The organism is uncultured Thiohalocapsa sp. (assembly GCF_913063425.1).
GTDB lineage: Bacteria > Pseudomonadota > Gammaproteobacteria > Chromatiales > Chromatiaceae > Thiohalocapsa.
Genome location: NZ_CAJXYK010000036.1, coordinates 45080 through 63084 on the forward strand (window position 1 = coordinate 45080; position 18005 = coordinate 63084).

Here is an 18005-nt window from a genome sequence, read left to right on the forward strand (position 1 = left end):
GCTCCTTATCCGCAGCCATGCCACAGCAACTCTTCCATATCGCCGCCGCCCCCTTCGAGGCCGCGCTGCGCGTGCCGGTGCTGCCGACGGAGCACCGTGCCGCACGCCTGCACGGCCACAGTTACCGGGCCCGGGTGCGGGCGGCGCTGCCGTCGGGCTGGTCGCCGGTGGGCAGGGGCTTCGCCGGCGGCGAGACGGATGCGCTGCAGGCGGCGCTGGCGGCGGCCGTCGCGCCGCTGGACTATGCGGACCTGAACGCGCGGCTGCCGGTGCCCACGGACGAGAACCTGGCGCGCTTCGTCCACCGCCGGCTGGCGGACGCGGGCGTGCCCGGCATCGCCACCGTCGGCATCCGCAGCACGGCGGACACGGGCGCGGACCTGGCGCCGGACGGCCATGCTCACCTCTGGCACCGGTTCCGCTTCGAGGCCGCGCATCGGCTGCCGCATGTGCCGGACGGCCACCCCTGCGGGCGCATGCACGGGCATGGCTTCGAGGTGATCCTGCACCTGGATCAGGACCTGGGCGGGGCCGCATCGGGCGGCGCGGACATGGGGGTGGACTTCGACGCCATCGCCGCGCTCTGGGCGCCCCTGGATGCGCAGCTGGACCATGCCTGCCTGAACGACATCCCGGGCCTCGAGAACCCCACCAGTGAGCTGCTGTGCCGCTGGCTCTGGGCGCGGCTCAAGCCGCAGGTGCCGGCGCTGTCCTGGGTGACGGTGTACGAGACGGCCACCGCCGGCTGCCACTTCGACGGCGGGCATTACCGCATCTGGAAGGAGCTGCGCTTCGAGTCCGCGCTGCGCCTGGAGCAGGCCCCGGACGGCGACCGCCGCCGCCGGCTGCACGGCCACAGTTACCTGCTGCGGCTGCACCTGAGCGCGCCGCTGGACGACGTGCTCGGCTGGACCCTGGACTACGGCGACGTGAAGGCCCTGTTCAGACCCGTCTACGACCGGCTCGACCACCACCGCCTGGACACGCGTACCGGCCCCGCCGGCGCCGATCCCGCCGGGCTCGCGGGCTGGATCCGCGAGCAGGCCGCGGGCGGGCTGCCGTGGCTCGAGCGCATCGACCTGCAGCAGACCCCCGGCTGCGGCGCGGTGCTGTGCTGGGGTGACCTGGGGCCGGCGCTGCCGGCATGACGGCGGGTGTCGGCGCGGTGCGGTCCGGTCGGGTATCCGCTGCCGGTGTGCTTTGGGCGGCGTGACTCGACGCTCGACATGACCTGTGAGACTGTGATGGTCGGGTCACGCTGGCGCTGAACCGACCTACGTTGCCACCCGGACCTGCTGCCATGTCCAGCCGCTACAGCGTCAAGGAATGCTTTCTGACCCTCCAGGGCGAGGGCGCCCGCAGCGGGCGGGCGGCGGTGTTCCTGCGCTTTGCCGGCTGCAACCTCTGGTCCGGCCGGGAGCAGGACCGGGCGACGGCCGTCTGCGACTTCTGCGATACGGACTTCCGCGGCACCGACGGGCCGGGGGGTGGGCGCTTCGACACGGCCCAGGCGCTGGCGGCGCACGTGGCTGAGACCTGGCATGGCGCCGACACCGGCCGCTACCTGGTCTGCACCGGTGGCGAGCCGCTCCTGCAGCTGGACGCGGCGCTCATCGAGGCGCTGCACGCCCGCGGCTTCGAGATCGCCGTGGAGACCAACGGCACCCTGCCGGTGCCCGCGGGCGTGGACTGGATCTGCGTGAGCCCCAAGGCGGATGCGCCCCTGACGCAGCGCACGGGCGACGAGCTGAAGCTGGTCTACCCGCAGGCCAAGGCGCCGCCGGAGCGCTTCGCGGACCTGGACTTCCGGCACTTCTACCTTCAGCCCATGGACGGCCCGCGGCGGGCGGAGCACACCGCCGCGGCGGTGGCTTACTGCCTGGCGCACCCGCGCTGGCGGCTCAGCCTGCAGACCCACAAGCTGATCGGCATCCCATGAGCCGGCCCGGGACGCTCGCCGGGCTCGCCGGCGTGGACGGTCGCCGGGCCATGGACCTGTGGCTGCTGGCGCTGGCGTTCGGCTACACCGTGGCCGCGTTGGTGGGGCTGCCGCTCTACGGCGACGGCGCCTACTACTGGTTCAAGCTCGCGGCGGACGAGCGCTTTGTGGTGCCGAACCTGCGTGTGGGCGCGCTGCTGCCGCAGCTGCCCGGCATCCTCGCCGGCCGCTTCACGGACGACCCGGTGCTGCTGCGCCACGCCTTCTCGCTTGGCTATGTGGCGCTGCCGGTGCTGTCGCTCGCCGCCTGCTGGCTCATGGTGCGGCGGGTGGCGCCGGCGCTGGTGCTGTTCCCGCTGCTGTGGCTCACGGTGCACCAGATCAACTTCTCCGGCGTCTCGGAGCTGCTGTCTTCGGCGCACCTGGCCTGGCCCTTCGTGCTGGCGGCGGCGCTGTGGCCGGCGGCGCGTGCCGGGCGGCTCTATGGCTGGCTCCTCGGCGCCTTGTTCCTGGTGCTGCATCCCATGGCCTTCGTGCCGGCGCTTGGGCTTGCGGTGCTGGCGGCCTGGCTCGGCTGGTCGGCGCCGCGGGCGGCCTGGGGGCGGCAGCAGGACGGGACGGCGCAGCGCTGGGCCTGGCTCACGCTGGCCGCCTGGCTGGCGCTGACGGGCCTGCTGCGCTTCGGCTGGACGCTGGTGGGCGCGAATCGCTACGAGCGCTCGAACTTGAGCGGGGACGCTGCCCTGCACTACCTGTTCCCGTCCACGCCGGCCCAGGATGCCCTGCTGGCGGCGGCGGTGCTGGCGGCTCTGCTCGGTGCCCTGGTGCTGCTGCGCGGTGGGCGCGGCGCCGGGCCGGGCTGGCTCGCGCCTGTGTCCGGGGTCCTGCTGGCGCTGCTGGTGGGGCTGGCCCTGTGGATCGGCGGTGAGTTTCTGTTCGGCCAGGGTATCAAGCTCAAGGCGGCGCTGACCTTCGTGGCCGGGCTCGGCTTCATGGCGCTGGCGGCGCTGGTGGGGCAGGTGCTGCTGATGCGGGCCGGGGCCACCGACGTGCCTGCCCGAGCGCCCGAGGGCACAGCGGACGGGGCGGCGGGCGTCGGGTCGGTGCCGCCGGTGTGGGTGCCCACGGGCTGGCTCGCGGCGCCCGCAGCGGCCGTGCTCATCATGCTCACGGCCAAGTCGGCGGGCTGGTGGCTCGCCACCAACGAGCTGGGGCGCATGGTGGCGGAGGCCGACGCTCCCTGCATCGCCCGCACGTCGGAGCAGCCGCCGTCGCTGCAATGGCGCTGGATGGTGATGCTGGATGCCTGGCCGGTGGGGATGAACGCGCTGGCGTTCCGACCCCGGGCGCCGGCGGCGCCGGAGGTCTCGCTGCTCCTGCCGAACGACGGCTGCGAGATCCTCGCCGCCACGGGCGAGGCGCGGCTCCAGTCCTGGATCGTGCGGCCCTGGTCGCAGCTCGAGGCGCGCTTCGGGCCGCTGCGGCGCTTGCCGAATTGGCAGTGAGGCGGGCGACGGCGCGGGCGCCGTCGGCATCCGCCGCCGTCAGCGCCCGGCCGCCGCCGCGGGCTTCTCGAACACCATGAAGTGCTGGCTCGGCAGGAAGCCCTTCGTCTGCACATGGGTGAGCCCCACCGCCGCCATCTCCCGGCGGGCCTGGGCCTCGGTCATCTTGTGCAGGGGCTTGATGGGGATGCGCGGGTCCTCGCCGCGGTACTCCACCAGGAACACCCGCCCGCCCGGACGCAGCGCTGCGACGATGGCCTGCATCATCTCCCGCGGGTAGGCGAACTCGTGGTAGGCGTCCACCAGCAGCGCCGCGTCGATGCTGTTCGGGGGCAGCTCGGGGTCGTCCTCCCGGCCGAGCACCAGGTCCACATTCTCGACACCCCGCTCCTCCATGCGCTCGCGCATGATGGCCAGCATCTCCGGCTGGATGTCCACGGCGAAGACGCGGCCCGCCGGCACCTGCTCCGCGAGCCGGAAGGCGAAGTAGCCGGTGCCGGCGCCGATGTCCGCCACCTCGGCGTCGGCGGCGAGGTCCATGGCCGCCACCACGCGCTCCGGCAGCTCCTCGCGGATGCGGCTCGGGCGCTCCAGCCAGCGGGCGCCGCGGTGGCCCATCACCTGCGAGATCTCCCGGCCCATGTAGACCTTGCCGATGCCGTCGCGGCTCGGCGCCTTGGTCTCGTAATGCGGCGCGCTGTCCGCGAGTGCCGGCGCTGCCGCGGCGGCCAGCAGCAAGCTGCCGAGCAGCGCGGCCGGCGCCAACGGCCGGCGAGCCGGTCCGGGTCGGCCGCGCCAGGCCCGGCTCAATGGCCTGGGAATCCACAACTTGTGCAACATGATCCGCTCCGGTGTGCTTGCGATCTCTCCCTCGACAGCAGACCGGAGCCGGGGTTTCCATGCCCAAGGCAGCCCACGACAACCGGCCAGGCGCAGCGCCGGAGCGCCAAGCTCCACTCGCCTAAGCGCGGGACCGCCAAGCTCCACTCGCCCCAGCCCGGGACCGCCGAGCTCCACTCGGCCCAGCCTGGGGCCGCCGAGTTTCACTCGGCCCAGCCCCGGGGCCGCCGAGTTTCACTCGGCCAAGCCCGGGACCGCCAAGCTCCACTCGGCCCAGCCCGGGGCCGCAAAGCTCCACTCGGCCCAGCCTGGGACCGCCGAGTTTCACTCGGCCAAGCCCCGGGGCCGCCGAGCTCCACTCGGCCCAGCCTGGGATCGCCAAGCTCCACTCGGCCCAGCCTGGGGCCGCCGAGTTTCACTCGGCCAAGCCCACCGCCGCCAAGCGTCACTCGCCCCAGCGCAGCCCCCCACACCCCAGCACCCACCGGCCCCCGGCGGTATCCTGAGCCCCCCATCACCGCCACGAGGTATCCGCGGATGAGCCAAGCGCAAACCGATGCACATGCCCAGTCGGACCCGGCCACCAGCGTCTCCCTGGTCCTCGGCAGCGGCGGCGCCCGCGGCCTCGCGCACATCGGCGTCATCCAGTGGCTCACGGCGAATGGCTACCGCATCGAGTCCATCGCCGGCTGCTCCATGGGCGCGCTGGTGGGCGGCATCTACGCCGCCGGGCGCCTGTCGGACTACCGTGACTGGATCTGCGCCCTGCGCCGGCCGGACGTGCTGCGCTTTCTGGACCTCGCCTGGTCCCGCAGCGGCCTCATCAAGGGCGACCGCATCATCGAGACCCTGCGCGAGCTGGTGGGCGAGCACCGCATCGAGGACCTGTCCATCGCCTACACCGCCGTGGCGACGGACATCGAGCGCCAGCGCGAGGTCTGGATCTCCAAGGGCCCGCTGTTCGACGCCATCCGTGCCTCCATCGCCGTGCCCACGGTGTTCATGCCCCACGAATACCTGGGCCACAAGCTGGTGGACGGCGGCCTGCTGAACCCGGTGCCCATCGCGCCCACCTTCCGCGACATGACCGACCTCACCATTGCGGTCAACCTGAACGGCAATGACGACGGCGCCCCCTGGCCGCCGCAGGCACCGCCGACGCTGCCTGAGCCGGGTGCCAACGGCGGCGATGCGCCCGACGCCGACGGCGACAGGGCCTCGAAGGAGGCGCGCGCAGCGGAGCCCAAGGACCTGCACGGGCGCATCCTCGCCTTCCTTGACGAGGTCGCCGAAGGCTTCAAGGGCAAGCCCAACGGCGAGGACACAGAAGCGGGCGGCCTCGACGTGTTCGAGCTGGTGAGCCGCTCCATCGAGACCATGCAGAACGCCATCGCCGCCGTGAAGCTCGCTGCCTACACCCCGGATGTGATCGTCAACATCCCCCGCGATGTCTGCCAGGCGCACGAATTCCACCGTGCGAAGGAGCTGATCGAGATCGGCGAGCAGATTGCCGAGCAGGAGCTCGGCGCCTACGCACAGCGGCGTGCAGCGGACTGAGCCGCAGCCGGCTTGAGTACGCCGACTTCAGTCGGCTGGCGTGGCCCCGGGAATCAGCGGCCGGCAAAGAAGGCGCGGACTGCCTGCTCGGCGGCGTCCGCCAGCAGGGTCTCGGCGTCGCGCTGGGCTTCATCCAGGGTCATGGGGCCGCGGCAGAGGCTGAAGACGGCGTCGATGCCGATGGCGTGCAGCGCGTCGATGTCCGCGCCGATGCCGCCGGCGATGGCGATGCAGGGGATGCCGCGGGCCTTGGCGCGGGCGGCGACGGCGGCGGGGGCCTTGCCGTAGGCCGTCTGGGCGTCGATCTGGCCCTCCGCCGTGAGGACGAGATCGGCGCCGGCGAGGTGGCGGTCGAGGGCCAGCAGGTCCAGCACCAGATCGGCGCCGGGCCTGAGCGCGGCGCCGGCGAAGGCGACCAGGCCGGCACCGCGGCCGCCGGCAGCGCCGGCGCCGGGGAGGTCGGCAATCTCGCGCCCCAGCTCGCGCGCGATGAGCGTCGCAAGATGGGCGAGGCCGGCGTCCAGGGCCGCCACCTGTGCCGGGCTCGCCCCCTTCTGCGGGCCATAGACGGCGGCGGCGCCGCGCGGGCCGGTGAGGGGGTTGTCCACGTCGCAGACGGCCTCGATGCGCACCTGATCCAGCCGCGCGTCCCGGGCCGTGCCGTCGATGCGGGCGATGTCGGCGAGCCGCGCGCCGACGGGCGCCACCGGCTGGCCTGAAGCATCCAGGAAGCGCCAGCCCAGCGCCTGGGCCATGCCGATGCCGCCGTCGTTGGTGGCGCTGCCGCCCAGGCCCACGATGATATGCCGGGCGCCGAGATCCAGCGCCGCGCGCAGCAGCTCGCCGGTGCCGAGCGTGGTGGTGGCGGTGGCGTCCTGCTCCGGCCCGGCGAGCAGCGCCAGGCCGCTGGCGAGCGCCATCTCCACCACCGTGGTGCGGCGGCCCGGGCTCCAGACGAGGGCGGCGTCCACCGGTGCGAAGCGCGGGCCCGTGACCCGGACGCTGCGCCGCTCCCCGTGCAGCGCGGCCGTCAGCACCTCGGCGAGCCCGTCGCCGCCATCGGCCACGGGCAGCTCCACAAGCTCGGCCTCCGACAGCGCGCGGGCGCTGCCCCGGGCCATGGCCGCCGCCGCCGCCGCTGCGGTGCAGCTGCCCTTCAGGGCGTTGGGGGCGAGGATGATCCTGGGCATGCGGTTGATGACGGCGTCGGTGGTGCTCGGCTGCTGCACGGATCATGGCATTGGACGCCGGTGGCGCGCACGTGTCGCTTTGTGCGCCCGACACGCCGCCGAATCGCCCGAGGCTTGGAGCGACTCCGCCGGCGTGGCCCCATGGCAGCGCTGCGGGTCGTGAGCCGTGGAGAGGCCATCCAGGCTCCCCCTATTCGGCATGCAAGGGGAAAGCCTGATGATCCGGATGGGCGACGCTGCCGGCAACAATACGGCAACGCACTATTCATCATGCACGGCATTTTGTGGACTCTAGTTGACGCCGGTAATCGGGCACGCAGCGCCTGCGATGACGACCCTGTTTGCCATGCGGACGGGGTCCGACCGATGCGCTGCCCTTGCATGTTGGCTGCGATGGGGATGACATCTCTCTGCAGATCAATGGCATAGCACTGTTGTGCGCATGCCGATTTGCAGCGAAGGCAATAGATCGTCATCCGCAGCCCCGCCTCTGCGAGCAGCTCCGTCCGGGCATCGGCTCGGCACGTGAGCGCATCACGTTGTCAAGCATGACAGACTCAGCCCGTATCCAGCGCAAAGCCGCTTCGAGCCAGGCGCTGTTCCGGCGTCTACCGACGCTTCGGCGCTTGAGCTGCCAATAAGAGAACAGAATGGGCGCGCACATGGGGATGAGTCTGCAAAGAAAAGCGCACCGCGTACCGGCGCACGTCTCGGGCGTTCGACAGGCAACCGGGTCGCAGCTGCGCCGCGCGGTCTGTTCTGAGCCGGACGGCGCCGCACCAGATTGGACGACACGCACCCGAGCATGGCGTGCGCCATGTGGATTGCCGAAGTCGTGCCGATGACGGCAGAGCAATCCCATCCGGTCGATGCTCATGGCGACGACCCTGTCGCCATGCATCCAATCCTCGGTCGTCGCGCGGGCATCGGTGCGTTGCGCCCACTCCTTGTGCACGGGCGCCGCGCGCTTGACGCGCCGGCAGCCTTGGCGTTGCGCGAGAGCAGCTGGACCCTGCACCACTGCGCCAGCCTGGAAGACGCCGGAGCGCTCTGTCGCCGCCTCAATATCCTGGCCGGTCTGGTTCTGTTTCCGGAACCGGTGAGCGACGCTGAGCTTCAAGAAATACGGCTTTTTGTCAGAGGCTTGCCGGATCTGGAGTGGGTGGCGCTGCTGCCGCGCGAGGCCCTGGAGCGTGCCGACGTCAGGCGCTTCATCGTCTCGGAGCTCCGTGATTACCAGCTGCTGCCGGTGGAGCCTGCTGGGCTGACCTATGCATTGGGTCACGCCTGGGGCGTTGCGGCCCTGTCCGAGGCGGACCGGGCCGCCGACAGCGGCCTGGAAGCCGGCCGCTTCGGCCTGATCGGCACGAGCGCGCCGATGCGCAAGCTGCACGACGCCATCGAGCGCGTTGCCGAAACCGATCTGCCCGTGCTGATCACCGGAGAAACAGGTACCGGCAAGGAGCTTGTGGCGCGTGCCATCCATGCGCTGTCGCAGCGTGCCGCGGGCCCATTCGTTGCGGTCAACTGCGCAGCCGTGCCGGCCTCCCTGATGCAGGCGGAGCTGTTCGGTGTCGAGAGGGGCGCCTTCACCGGGGCGTCGTCGGCCAACAGCGGCCTGATCCGAACGGCCCAGAACGGCACCCTGCTGCTCGACGAGGTGGGCGAGATGCCGCTGGAGGCGCAGGCCAGTCTGCTGCGGTTCCTGGACGACAAGGTCGTGATCCCCGTGGGTGGGCGACGCGGCGTCAGGGTGGACGTGACGGTGCTCGCGGCCACCAACCGCAACCTGCATGACGAGATCCATCAGGGCCGCTTCCGCCAGGACCTGCTCTATCGGCTGGATCTCTTGTCCATCAGGACGCCGCCGTTGCGGCAGCGACGCTCGGACATCCAGGCGCTCGCCGAGCATTTCCTGCGGGCGGAAGCGCACAGGCTGCCGCGCGGCCTGCGGGGCTTTTCCGCCGACGCCCTGGATTGGCTGCGGGATCAGGACTGGCCCGGCAATGTGCGGGAGCTGCGTAACTGCGTCATACAGGCCAGTCTGCATTGCGATGGGGGGCAGATCACCGCGGAGCATCTGGTGCGCCTGCGGTGGGCGTCCGACGTGCCCGAGCAATCGCTCGACCAGGCCCTGCAGCGTGCGGAGAAGACCGCGCTGCAACAGCAGCTCAGGCGTCACAGCGGCAACGTCAGCAAGACCGCGCGCGCGCTCGGGATCTCCAGGATGACCCTGTACCGGCTCATGGCGAAGCACGACATTGGGCGGGGCTGATCCGGGCTCAGGCGGGGTGTGCTGCGGTGAATGCCGTGCTGCGTTGCCGTGTCACCGCCGGGATGGGCGATCAACCCGTGCAGACCCCGGGGGTCAGGGCCGCGGCGCCGGCTAGGGCTTCGGCCCCAGACGCGGGCTTACCGGAGTGCCGCGCCGGGCGGGATTGAGGGCGGGATCGATGCCGGCGCGGATGCCGCTGCCCCGCCTCGGGTGCCCCTGCGCCGGCACCTGTCCCTTATCCTGCCCCTGCATCACCCGTCTGCTGCGGTCCCGCAGCGGCGACATGGCATTCAGCGGCGCCTTCGGCAGCCCGGCCCGCAGCCGGGGGCTCGTGGCGGGGAGTACGCCGACGCCGTTGCCCTGGTCCTGATGCTCGCCGCCGCCGGTGATTGCCGCGCCGACGGGCTTGCGCAGTGCGGAGACCTTCCGCAGCACGTGCTGCAACGGCCTGGTGCCGCCGAGCGCACGATAGCGGCGGATGACCGCCTCTGTATAGTCGAGCGTCTCTGGATAGCGCACCTTGCTGTCGGTGCGGTCCACGACACCTTCACCGGCGTTATAGGCCATGATGACCCGGCCGTAGTCCCCCCGGTATTTCCCCAGCAGGCGCTTCAGGTGGCGTACGCCGGCGTCAATGTTGATGGACGGCTCGAACAACGCCGCGCGCGAGTGTACGCCATAGTCGGACGCCGTCGCGGGCATCAGCTGCATCAGGCCGATGGCGCCGGCGGGCGACACCGCACGCGCATCGTAAGCGGACTCCGCGGCGATCACCGCATGTACAAGGGCCGCCTCCACCCCGTGGCGTTGGGCGGCGCGGTGAATGAGGCGATGGATTTCCGCGCTGCTGTGCTGCTGTGGCGCGGCGGCCTTCGCCTGCGTGCTGCGCTCGCTGCTTACGACCATGCCGGTGTCGCTGTCCGAGCCATGGACATCGCGGCTCTCGAAGGCGGGAGCATTCCCCGGCGCGACCAGCAGTGCAACAGCGGCGACGCAGACCCGCGTGAGCCCGAGCAGCGTGGCTGGAGACATGGCAGGCCTGTCGTCTGGTGCGCCGCAACGGCGCTCGCGAGAGAAACCGAGCCATCGTCCGCGGAGGAAGAGCGCCGTGTCCGTCCCGGCTTGCCTGTCACGGGGGTGTTGTCTGTTGATCACGGCCAGAGTCCGAGCACCGTCCTGACGAGCCTGTCGACCCTCAGGATCATCCTGTTGGACCTGCACGGGCTTGCATGGCGACAGCAAGACCGATGGCGCTGGCATAACAGCAAGAACATGTGTCAGCAACCTGAGTCCGTTGGCTACGGACCGGTTTGCCGGTCTGCCGGTTTCCGAGTTTCCCATCGAGAGCCAAAAACCGATTGGTGGCCCGGGCCGACCTAATCCACAGGCACCGGTTTCCTGCGATTGTAGTCGTTAGAGCGACCCAAGAGCCTTCCGGGCGACTTCGATACCGACGAAGGGTTGCGCCGCATTTGCCGCGGCGGTCAATAGTGGTCTCGCCTCCTCGATTCGGCCCAGCTTGAGATAGGTCATACCCAGGTGGAACTGTCGCTGCGGCGTGGACTCCTCGCTGGCTTGCGCCCGCTCCAACACCTCCGCCGCACGCTGGTATTCGCCCCTGCGATAGTAGACCCAGCCGAGGGTATCCAGGAAGGATGCGACGCCAGGTTTCCTGGAGCGGCTGCATGATCTCCAGGGTCCTGGCCAGGCTGCCGGCATCGCTCTGCCGGTGGTTTGCCAGGAGCATGGCCAGATCATTGGCGGCGGCGGGCGTCTCGGGATTCGCCGTCAAGACATCTTCATAGGCGTCGATGGCCTGATCGACTTGGCCTGTCTGCGCCAGCAGGGACAGTGGCGAGGTCGAGTAATCACTGAGTTGATGTCTCCGCTCTCGCGCTCGACCCTTGCGGTTTGCGCCTGCCATCTGCGATATGAGCGACTAGGCGTCGGAAAACTATAGATGAAAGCGCGGATCAATATCGGTGAGGGAACGCAACCGTTCGTTGGGTAAACTGGTTAGAGCGGTCCGGGCATTCGCATGCTCGTACCCGCGTGCTCCGTTGGAGCGCTTATAAACGACATGCGCGCGTAAAGAACGCGCGCCGTAGGGTCCGCGACACGCATTCAACAGGGTGAGCCGAGACTCAGCTGCGGCGGCTGCGCCTGTAACCGACACCGGCCATGCCGATCAGGGCGGAACCGAACAGCCATGCTGCGGCTGGGATGGAGACAACCCTCAGCTGGACCACATTGCTCCAGACGTCTGGTAACCCGTTGTCGTCAACTGCTGCAACGCCATCCTTCAACATAGATACGTCGGCAATTGTATCGAGTGTGAAGAATACGTACCAACCAGCCTGATTAGCGCTATAGGTGCCTGGACCTAAGGTGATGGTGGCCTCTAGTGCAGGATCTGTATCGGAATCTGCTGCCAGTGCTCCGCTCACCCTATCGGACGACACACCGATCAAATTGGCGAAGAAGGCCGCGCGAACCTCCGGACTCGCGTTGGCAAGACTGGAATAAGCGGTCGCGCTCGTGTCGTCAAGCGTCGCCGTGTTTTGAAAGGAACCCGTGCCCGCGCCATCGTCCAGGTAGCCATCGATATCGCAACCTCCTGTTGCTGCACACTCCAGGCTGTAACCGTCTTTAGCCCCGGGAAAGAGTTGAGGATCACCGTTGGGGTGTAAACTTTGCGCTCGTGCGTCTGAGGCAAACGGTCAGGAAGCAGCGGTCATCGACGCCGGGGGACTCCTTATGAAGAAGAAGGCGTAAGTGCCCGGGGTATCTCTTCTCGTCAGATGCTTGTCGGGGCTTGGGCATCAATTGTGGTGAACGATGAGCGTGTTGAGACGCCGTCGGGGACGTCAGCGCGGCAGCCAAAGCAAGGTCAATATCCACGTCTCCGTTCCGGTGGGATACGCAGCCTCCGCCTTAAGGCCCTCATAAGCTGTGGAGTCTGGGCTTTCTTGCGGCGCGTTGACGCTCTGAGCAAGGCAAGTAAGAACATGTTCCGGTTTGGCCCAGGCTTCCTACCCTCCGCACCTGCTCCTCCTGCCGTGCGCTGTTAAAAATCCTGACACTGCCTGTCCGCTGACGGTGAAGATCGGCAATGGACTCGACTCTCTTGCGCAGCTCTCAACGAGCGTCGGGAAGGGCCTCTCAGGGGCCTTCTGGCGAACGTCCTGTATTGGTGGATAAGCGGAAGGCTGTTGTTCTGCTCGGGATTAACCTTAATTGGCGCCGTGTTTAAGGATGCTGGCGGGTTACACGGTACTGCGCGCGTTCCAATCGTCCTAGAACGTGGTCGTGCGCAATGCCGTGCAGGTGATCAGGGTCGAGCATATCGCCACCCGCCCCGGGCACAAGCTCTCGGCGAACTACCAATCAGCCGAAACCGGGATGCCCCGATGTTCGTGGGCGCTGGCGCAAGTTAGCGTATCTGGCGTACTCGGTGCGTGTTGCAGGCTCCATCATCAGACGGTCTGCATGCCGCACACCTCGGCACCGCATGCCGCACGCTTGGGCATCGCATGCCCAGTACCTACTCGCGGCAACAACAAAACAATAAAGCACCTCGCCGCCGTTTCGGATGATTCCGATCGACCCTGAGGACGGGACATGATCGCCAGATGCACACCCATAGCCGCCCTCATTGTGGCACTTGCAGCGGTTTCGATGAGCGGCTGCAGCGCAGAAGACCGCGCCCGCCGCTACCTGGAGCGCGGCCTCGCCCTGTACGCGGAGGGTGACCTGGTCAAAGCGCGGCTGGAGTTCCGCAATGTGCTCCAGATCGACCCGAAGTCCCCGGAAGCCTGGTTCCGCCTGGCCAGGATCGCTGAAGAACAGGAGGACTGGCGGGGCGCCTACTCGGCCTACGAAAAGACGGTCGAGCTCGACCCTGAAAACCTGGAAGCCCGCATCAAGCTCGGCACCCTGCTGCTGGCCGGCAACAGTCCGGACGAGGCTCTGGCGCAGGTGCAGGCCGTGCTCACGGCGAAACCCGATGATCCGGCGGCGCTCGCACTGCGCGGCGCCGTGCGCCTGCGCCAGGGCGACCCGGATGCCGCCCTGACCGACGCCGAGGCGGCCCTCCTGAAGGACCCGACGCTGCGCGAGGCGCTGGCCCTGCGTGCGCAGGTGCGCATTCAGCAAGCCGACCTGCCCGCCGCGAAGGCGTCGTTGCAGACGGCGCTCGCCGCCCATCCGGACGACCTCCCGCTGCTCCTGGCGCTCGCGGGCATCAGCCAGCAGCTCGGCGACACCGAGGGCACGCAGTCCATCCTGCGGCAGATCATCGAGCGCGAGCCCAGGGTGCTCGATCACCGCGTCCGTCTGGCGCAGTATCTGAACGCCCGCGGCGACGCTGAGGCCGCCGCGCAAGTGCTGCGTCAGGCCGTCGCGGAGCTGCCGGAGGACAATGACGCCAGGCTCGCGCTCGTGGCTCTGCTGGAGGCGCAGCAGGGGGCGGCGGTCGCCGCCGAGCAGCTGCAGGCATTTATCGCCGAGCGGCCGGACGACAACGCGCTGCGCTTCGCACTCGCGCTACGCCGCAGCAACGCGGGCGAGATGGAACAGGCCGAGGCCGTCTACCGCGAGATCATTGCCCGCGACGGTGACGGACCCGACGGTCTGCGCGCGCGGGCCAAGCTCGCCGCGCTCGCGCTCTCCGGGGAGCGCCTCGACGAAGCCCGCACCCTGGCCGAGGCCGTCCTGACCAAGGATGCGGCGAACGGCGACGCCCTGCTGGTGCGGGCGGCGCTGGCCCTGCAGGACCAGGACGCGGATCAGGCCATCGCGGATCTGCGCAGCATCCTGCGCGACAACCCGGACGCCACCGGCGCGTTGCGCATGCTCGCCACCGCCCACGAGGCCCGCGGCGAGCCGGCCCTGGCGGAGGATGCCCTGGAGAAGACCATCGAGCTCGCGCCGGATGACCCAGCCGGCTACCTTCAGCTGGCGGGCCTGCGCACCCGCTACGGCAACGTGGAGGGTGCGACCCTGGTGTTGGACAGGCTGCTCGCCCGCGACCCCGCGAGTCCCCTTGCGCAGACCGCGCTGGCGAGCGTCCAGCAACGCCAGCCCGACACCGAGGCCTTGGCGGAGACCGCGACCCTGGTGCTCGAAACCCGTCCCGAGCATCCGCTGGGCCATTATCTGAGCGGCCTGGTCAAGCAACGCCGCGGCGAGGTCGAGGCCAGCGTCGCGCCCTTGCGCACGTCGCTGGAAAAGAAGCCGGAGGCGGCCCAGCCGCTGGTGGCCCTGACCCGCAGCCTGCTGGCGTTGGAGCGCTTCGACGAGGCCGAGCAGCAGCTGCTGCGGGCGCTGGAGCAGGGTGCCGACGAGATCGTCGCGACCAATCTCCTGGGCGAGGTCTATGTGGCCGCCGGTCGCCTCGATGAGGCCCGCGCCCGCTACGAGCAGGCCATCGACGCACGGCCCGGCGCCCCGCTTGCCTACGAGCGCCTGGCGGGGCTGCAGCGCGCCGCCGGCGATGCGGACGCCGCGGTCGCGACACTGCGCGCCGGCATCGAGGCGAGCAGCGGCAGCCCGCTGCTGGTCACGGCCCTGCCGCTGGTGTTGGAGCAGGCGGGGCGCATCGACGAGGCCATGGCCGCCTACGAGGCGCTGCTGGCGGCAAACCCCAACGCCGACTGGGCCGCCAACAACCTGGCGATGCTGCTCGCGAACCATCGCGCTGACGATGCCGACGGCCTGGCCCGGGCGCTGACGCTGGCGCAGCGCTTCGCGGGCAGCGACCAGCCCGCCTTTCTCGACACGCTGGGCTGGGTCCATTACCGCAGCGGCGAGTACCAGCGCGCGGCGGAGCTGATGGAGCAGGCCAGGGCCGCCGGTGAGCCGACGCCCCAACGGCAGTTCCACCTCGGCATGGCCTACCTGAAGCTGGGCCGCCCGGACGAGGCCAAGCCCCTGTTGACCGCCGCCGCGGCGGCGGAGCAGCCCTTCGACGGTCGCGAGGACGCAAGGGCGGCACTGGCGTCGCTCCAGTCCCGTTAACGGCGCGGCGTCCTCTGCCGCGATGCCCGGGCGTGCGCACTGCTGAGCACGCGCCCCGGCGAGCGGCCGACGACGCCTGCGCCGGCGCAGCCCAACGAGCCGCAGCCGGTGGAAGTCAGAGCCGCATACGCCTTTCTGTTGGCGCTGTTCCTGGCGATGGTGCTGATCCCGCCCCTGGTGCATGCCGCCGGGCCGCTGGGGCTGATGGACAGCGGCGGCGGGCGCAAGGTGCATGCGGGGCGGATTCCGCGCATCGGCGGCGTCGCTATTTTCGTCGGCTTTCTCGTGCCGGTGCTGGTCTGGACGCCGCTGCGCGACGGCATCGGCGCCTTCGTCGCCGCGCTGGCGGTGCTGTTCGTGTTCGGGCTGCTGGATGATCGCTTCAACCTCGACTATCGCCTGAAGCTGCTCGGGCAGCTGCTGGCGGCGGCCATCGTCGTCATCGGCGGCGCGGTGCTGATCCAGCGCGTGCCTTACTGGCCGGGCGGGCTGCTGCCGGTGCCGCTCGCGCTGCCCCTCACGCTGCTGGTGCTCGCCGGGGTCACCAACGCCGTCAACCTGTCCGACGGCCTGGATGGGCTCGCCGGCGGCATCAGCCTGCTGGCGGTCTGCTGCCTGCTGGTGCTGGATGCCGGGGGCGCCGCCAGCCCGGCGTTGATCCTGCTCGCCGCGCTGCTCGGCGCCGTGCTCGGCTTTTTGCGCTTCAACACCTACCCGGCCCGGCTCTTTATGGGCGACGCGGGCAGCCAGCTCCTGGGGTTCAGCGTCGGCGTGCTGGCCATCATGATCACGCAGCGGCCCGCTGCCGGACTCAGCCCGGTATTGCCCTTGCTCGTGCTCGGCGTGCCCATCCTGGACATGCTCACGGTCATGGCGAGGCGCATTGCCCGTGGGCGCTCACCCTTTCATGCGGACCGCACGCACCTGCATCACCGCCTCATCGCCGCCGGGCTGAGCCAGGCGGAGGCCGTGAGCCTGATCTACGGGCTCCAGTTCCTGCTGCTGGTGCTGGCTTACCTGCTGCGCGATGGGCCGGATGGGGTGATCCTGCTGGTCTACGCCGTCTTCTGTCTGTTGGTGCTCCTCGGCGAATGTGCCCTGGAGCAGTACCGCGTTGACCTGCATGCACGGCCCCTGCAGGGCCGACCCCTCACCCGCGTCATGCGGCGACTGCGGCGCACCGGCATCACCGTGCGCTTGCCGTACAGCCTGCTTCGGCTTGTCGTGCCACTGTGCCTGGTCATCGGTGCCCTGGGCGCCCCCTCGGTGGGCACCGATATCGGGCTGCTCGCGGCCTCGCTCTGCGTTCTGTTGCTGCTGGCGCTCTGGGTCAGGCGCTGGCCGGTCCTCGCCATCGAGCGTCTCAGCGCCTATACCGCGGCGGCGGCCGTGTGCTATCTCCTGGCGGCGGCGCCGGTGACGACCGCCTGCCCGCAATGCCTCCCGGTCTTTTTCGGCGTGGTCGCAATTGCGGTGGCGCTCTGGGTGCGGGTGTCCAGCGCCGGCTTCCAGGTGAGCACGCTCGATGTGCTGATCCTGCTCGGCGCCCTAACGGCACCCATGCTGCGTGACCTCGGCCTCAAGGACATCGGCATTCTGGTGCTGCAGGCCATCATCCTGTTCTATGCCATCGAGATCCTGCTGCAGGCCCGCGAGCGGTGCTGGGACGCACTGCGGCTCGGCACCCTCGCCGCGCTCATGACACTCGCGGCCCGCGGCCTGGTGCCGTTCTGAGTGACGCAGCGTGCGGCCCATGGGTGTGCGGCGACTCATGCCGCTGGCCCACTCGGGCACCGGGGAGTGTGCGATCTCGAAATGGGGTGAAACATAGGTCCGAGCAGCGGGCCGGCGCTCGCTGTCACGCTCCAGCTTGGGAGCAGGGGCCGACGCTTCGCGTCCCGGGTCCATTCCCGCAACATGGTCGAAGCACGATCAAGGCCAGCGCAGGCAAGGGGCGAGGACCCCGCGCTTGTGCCGAAAAATGGTGTCGCGCAGAGACGCAAAGGCGCAAAGGCGCAAAGGGAAGAAAGCGGGAATGTCCTCGGCAAAGCTCCGCGGATTCCACTCTACTTGCATGGTTTCTCTTCTCCTCTGCGTTTTTGGGTCTCTGTGCGAGAGATCTTTGACGAATGCCTGCACCTGCTGGACAGCATGCCCAGGTCGCACCCACTGGGTGGAGCATCCGGATATCCGGAGAACAGCGTTTACACCATACGCGCCTCGGTCAATCAACCGATCCACCGGAACGGCGATCGGATCGAATGCCCGCTGAAACGCGGTGCGCGTTGCGCTCATGCCGGTTCTGTGACCATGCGTCGTCGTCACCCCCGCCAAGTGTCAGTTTTCTTTACAGTCACCGCGCTGCGCCTCTCCTTGTAAGTGCCTTATTGTTCTTCGGTTTTTTCGGATGTGAAGCGGTGTTGCCGTAACCGGCCTCCGGAGTGTCACAGGACTGAAACAACGGTGGCAGCACCGAGGCGGTCACTGGGGTCCTAAGTGACTGATTCAATGTTTTCCGGCAGATTGGCGCGGTTCGTGCCCCTTAATTCTGGACAGATCGCGGTCTGTCGGAACGGCCCTCGGGCGCTGTAGACCATCGGCCGGTGGTGGCGTCCCAAGGCAGACTTGATCAAGTGCAAAGCTCAGATAAGGAGCTGCGAAACGATGAAACACATGATGAA

The 18005-nt window shown here is 69.3% G+C and carries 12 protein-coding genes; 7 read left to right on the forward strand and 5 right to left on the reverse strand.

Annotated elements, in window-relative coordinates:
• The first annotated feature begins 17 nt into the window (after positions 1–17).
• The 3 genes from QZ607_RS17880 to QZ607_RS17890 all read left to right on the forward strand — a co-directional run bounded on the left by QZ607_RS17880 (position 18) and on the right by QZ607_RS17890 (position 3444).
• Positions 18–1148: a 6-carboxytetrahydropterin synthase gene (locus QZ607_RS17880; RefSeq protein WP_295885454.1), complete on the forward strand. Its 1131-nt coding sequence runs from the start codon at positions 18–20 to the stop codon at positions 1146–1148.
• Between the two features lie 152 nt (positions 1149–1300).
• Positions 1301–1939: a 7-carboxy-7-deazaguanine synthase gene (gene queE, locus QZ607_RS17885; RefSeq protein WP_295885455.1), complete on the forward strand. Its 639-nt coding sequence runs from the start codon at positions 1301–1303 to the stop codon at positions 1937–1939.
• Complete coding sequence (locus QZ607_RS17890) at positions 1936–3444, forward strand: hypothetical protein (RefSeq protein ID WP_295885457.1); 1509 nt, start codon at positions 1936–1938, stop codon at positions 3442–3444. Before queE ends, QZ607_RS17890 begins: the two co-directional genes overlap by 4 nt.
• 39 nt (positions 3445–3483) lie before the next feature.
• On the opposite strand, the gene QZ607_RS17895 is transcribed toward QZ607_RS17890, so the two are convergent.
• Positions 3484–4284 carry a class I SAM-dependent methyltransferase gene (locus tag QZ607_RS17895; protein ID WP_295885459.1) on the reverse strand — a complete coding sequence of 267 codons (801 nt, stop codon included), beginning with the start codon at positions 4282–4284 and terminating at the stop codon, positions 3484–3486.
• Between the two features lie 537 nt (positions 4285–4821).
• Between QZ607_RS17895 and QZ607_RS17900 the strand changes: the two genes are divergently transcribed.
• A complete protein-coding gene (locus QZ607_RS17900) occupies positions 4822–5841 on the forward strand; it encodes a patatin-like phospholipase family protein (protein ID WP_295885461.1) in 1020 nt (339 codons plus the stop codon).
• Positions 5842–5894: 53 nt separating this feature from the next.
• Here the strand turns inward: QZ607_RS17900 and QZ607_RS17905 are convergent, their stop codons facing one another.
• Positions 5895–7070: a glycerate kinase gene (locus tag QZ607_RS17905; RefSeq protein ID WP_295885462.1), complete on the reverse strand. Its 1176-nt coding sequence runs from the start codon at positions 7068–7070 to the stop codon at positions 5895–5897.
• An 856-nt stretch (positions 7071–7926) separates the two neighbouring features.
• Between QZ607_RS17905 and QZ607_RS17910 the strand changes: the two genes are divergently transcribed.
• Complete coding sequence (locus tag QZ607_RS17910; RefSeq protein WP_295885463.1) at positions 7927–9306, forward strand: sigma-54 dependent transcriptional regulator; 1380 nt, start codon at positions 7927–7929, stop codon at positions 9304–9306.
• A 111-nt stretch (positions 9307–9417) separates the two neighbouring features.
• Here QZ607_RS17910 and QZ607_RS17915 read toward each other — a convergent pair whose 3' ends face one another.
• The 3 genes from QZ607_RS17915 to QZ607_RS17920 form a co-directional block, all read right to left on the reverse strand.
• Entirely contained in the window at positions 9418–10338 is a 921-nt protein-coding gene (locus QZ607_RS17915; protein WP_295885465.1) for a lytic transglycosylase domain-containing protein, read from the reverse strand.
• Positions 10339–10719: 381 nt separating this feature from the next.
• Positions 10720–11064, reverse strand: coding sequence for a tetratricopeptide repeat protein (locus QZ607_RS25920; RefSeq protein WP_367268221.1), 345 nt, complete (start codon positions 11062–11064; stop codon positions 10720–10722).
• Between the two features lie 386 nt (positions 11065–11450).
• A complete protein-coding gene (locus tag QZ607_RS17920) occupies positions 11451–11753 on the reverse strand; it encodes a hypothetical protein (protein WP_295885468.1) in 303 nt (100 codons plus the stop codon).
• Positions 11754–12984: 1231 nt separating this feature from the next.
• On the opposite strand from QZ607_RS17920, the gene QZ607_RS17925 reads away from it, so the two are divergent.
• Positions 12985–15324, forward strand: coding sequence for a tetratricopeptide repeat protein (locus QZ607_RS17925; protein WP_295885470.1), 2340 nt, complete (start codon positions 12985–12987; stop codon positions 15322–15324).
• Between the two features lie 108 nt (positions 15325–15432).
• Positions 15433–17058, forward strand: a complete 1626-nt coding sequence (locus tag QZ607_RS17930; RefSeq protein ID WP_295885472.1) for an MraY family glycosyltransferase — start codon at positions 15433–15435, stop codon at positions 17056–17058.
• Positions 17059–18005 lie beyond the last annotated feature (947 nt).

What these genes read in the sequence shown, in the direction of transcription:
- QZ607_RS17880 (WP_295885454.1), top strand. Translation starts at nt 18, where the DNA reads ATGCCACAGCAACTCTTCCATATCGCCGCCGCCCCCTTCGAGGCCGCG.
- queE (WP_295885455.1), top strand. Translation starts at nt 1,301, where the DNA reads ATGTCCAGCCGCTACAGCGTCAAGGAATGCTTTCTGACCCTCCAGGGC.
- QZ607_RS17890 (WP_295885457.1), top strand. Translation starts at nt 1,936, where the DNA reads ATGAGCCGGCCCGGGACGCTCGCCGGGCTCGCCGGCGTGGACGGTCGC.
- QZ607_RS17895 (WP_295885459.1), bottom strand. Translation starts at nt 4,284, where the DNA reads ATGTTGCACAAGTTGTGGATTCCCAGGCCATTGAGCCGGGCCTGGCGC.
- QZ607_RS17900 (WP_295885461.1), top strand. Translation starts at nt 4,822, where the DNA reads ATGAGCCAAGCGCAAACCGATGCACATGCCCAGTCGGACCCGGCCACC.
- QZ607_RS17910 (WP_295885463.1), top strand. Translation starts at nt 7,927, where the DNA reads ATGCATCCAATCCTCGGTCGTCGCGCGGGCATCGGTGCGTTGCGCCCA.
- QZ607_RS17915 (WP_295885465.1), bottom strand. Translation starts at nt 10,338, where the DNA reads ATGTCTCCAGCCACGCTGCTCGGGCTCACGCGGGTCTGCGTCGCCGCT.
- QZ607_RS25920 (WP_367268221.1), bottom strand. Translation starts at nt 11,064, where the DNA reads ATGATCTGGCCATGCTCCTGGCAAACCACCGGCAGAGCGATGCCGGCA.
- QZ607_RS17925 (WP_295885470.1), top strand. Translation starts at nt 12,985, where the DNA reads ATGAGCGGCTGCAGCGCAGAAGACCGCGCCCGCCGCTACCTGGAGCGC.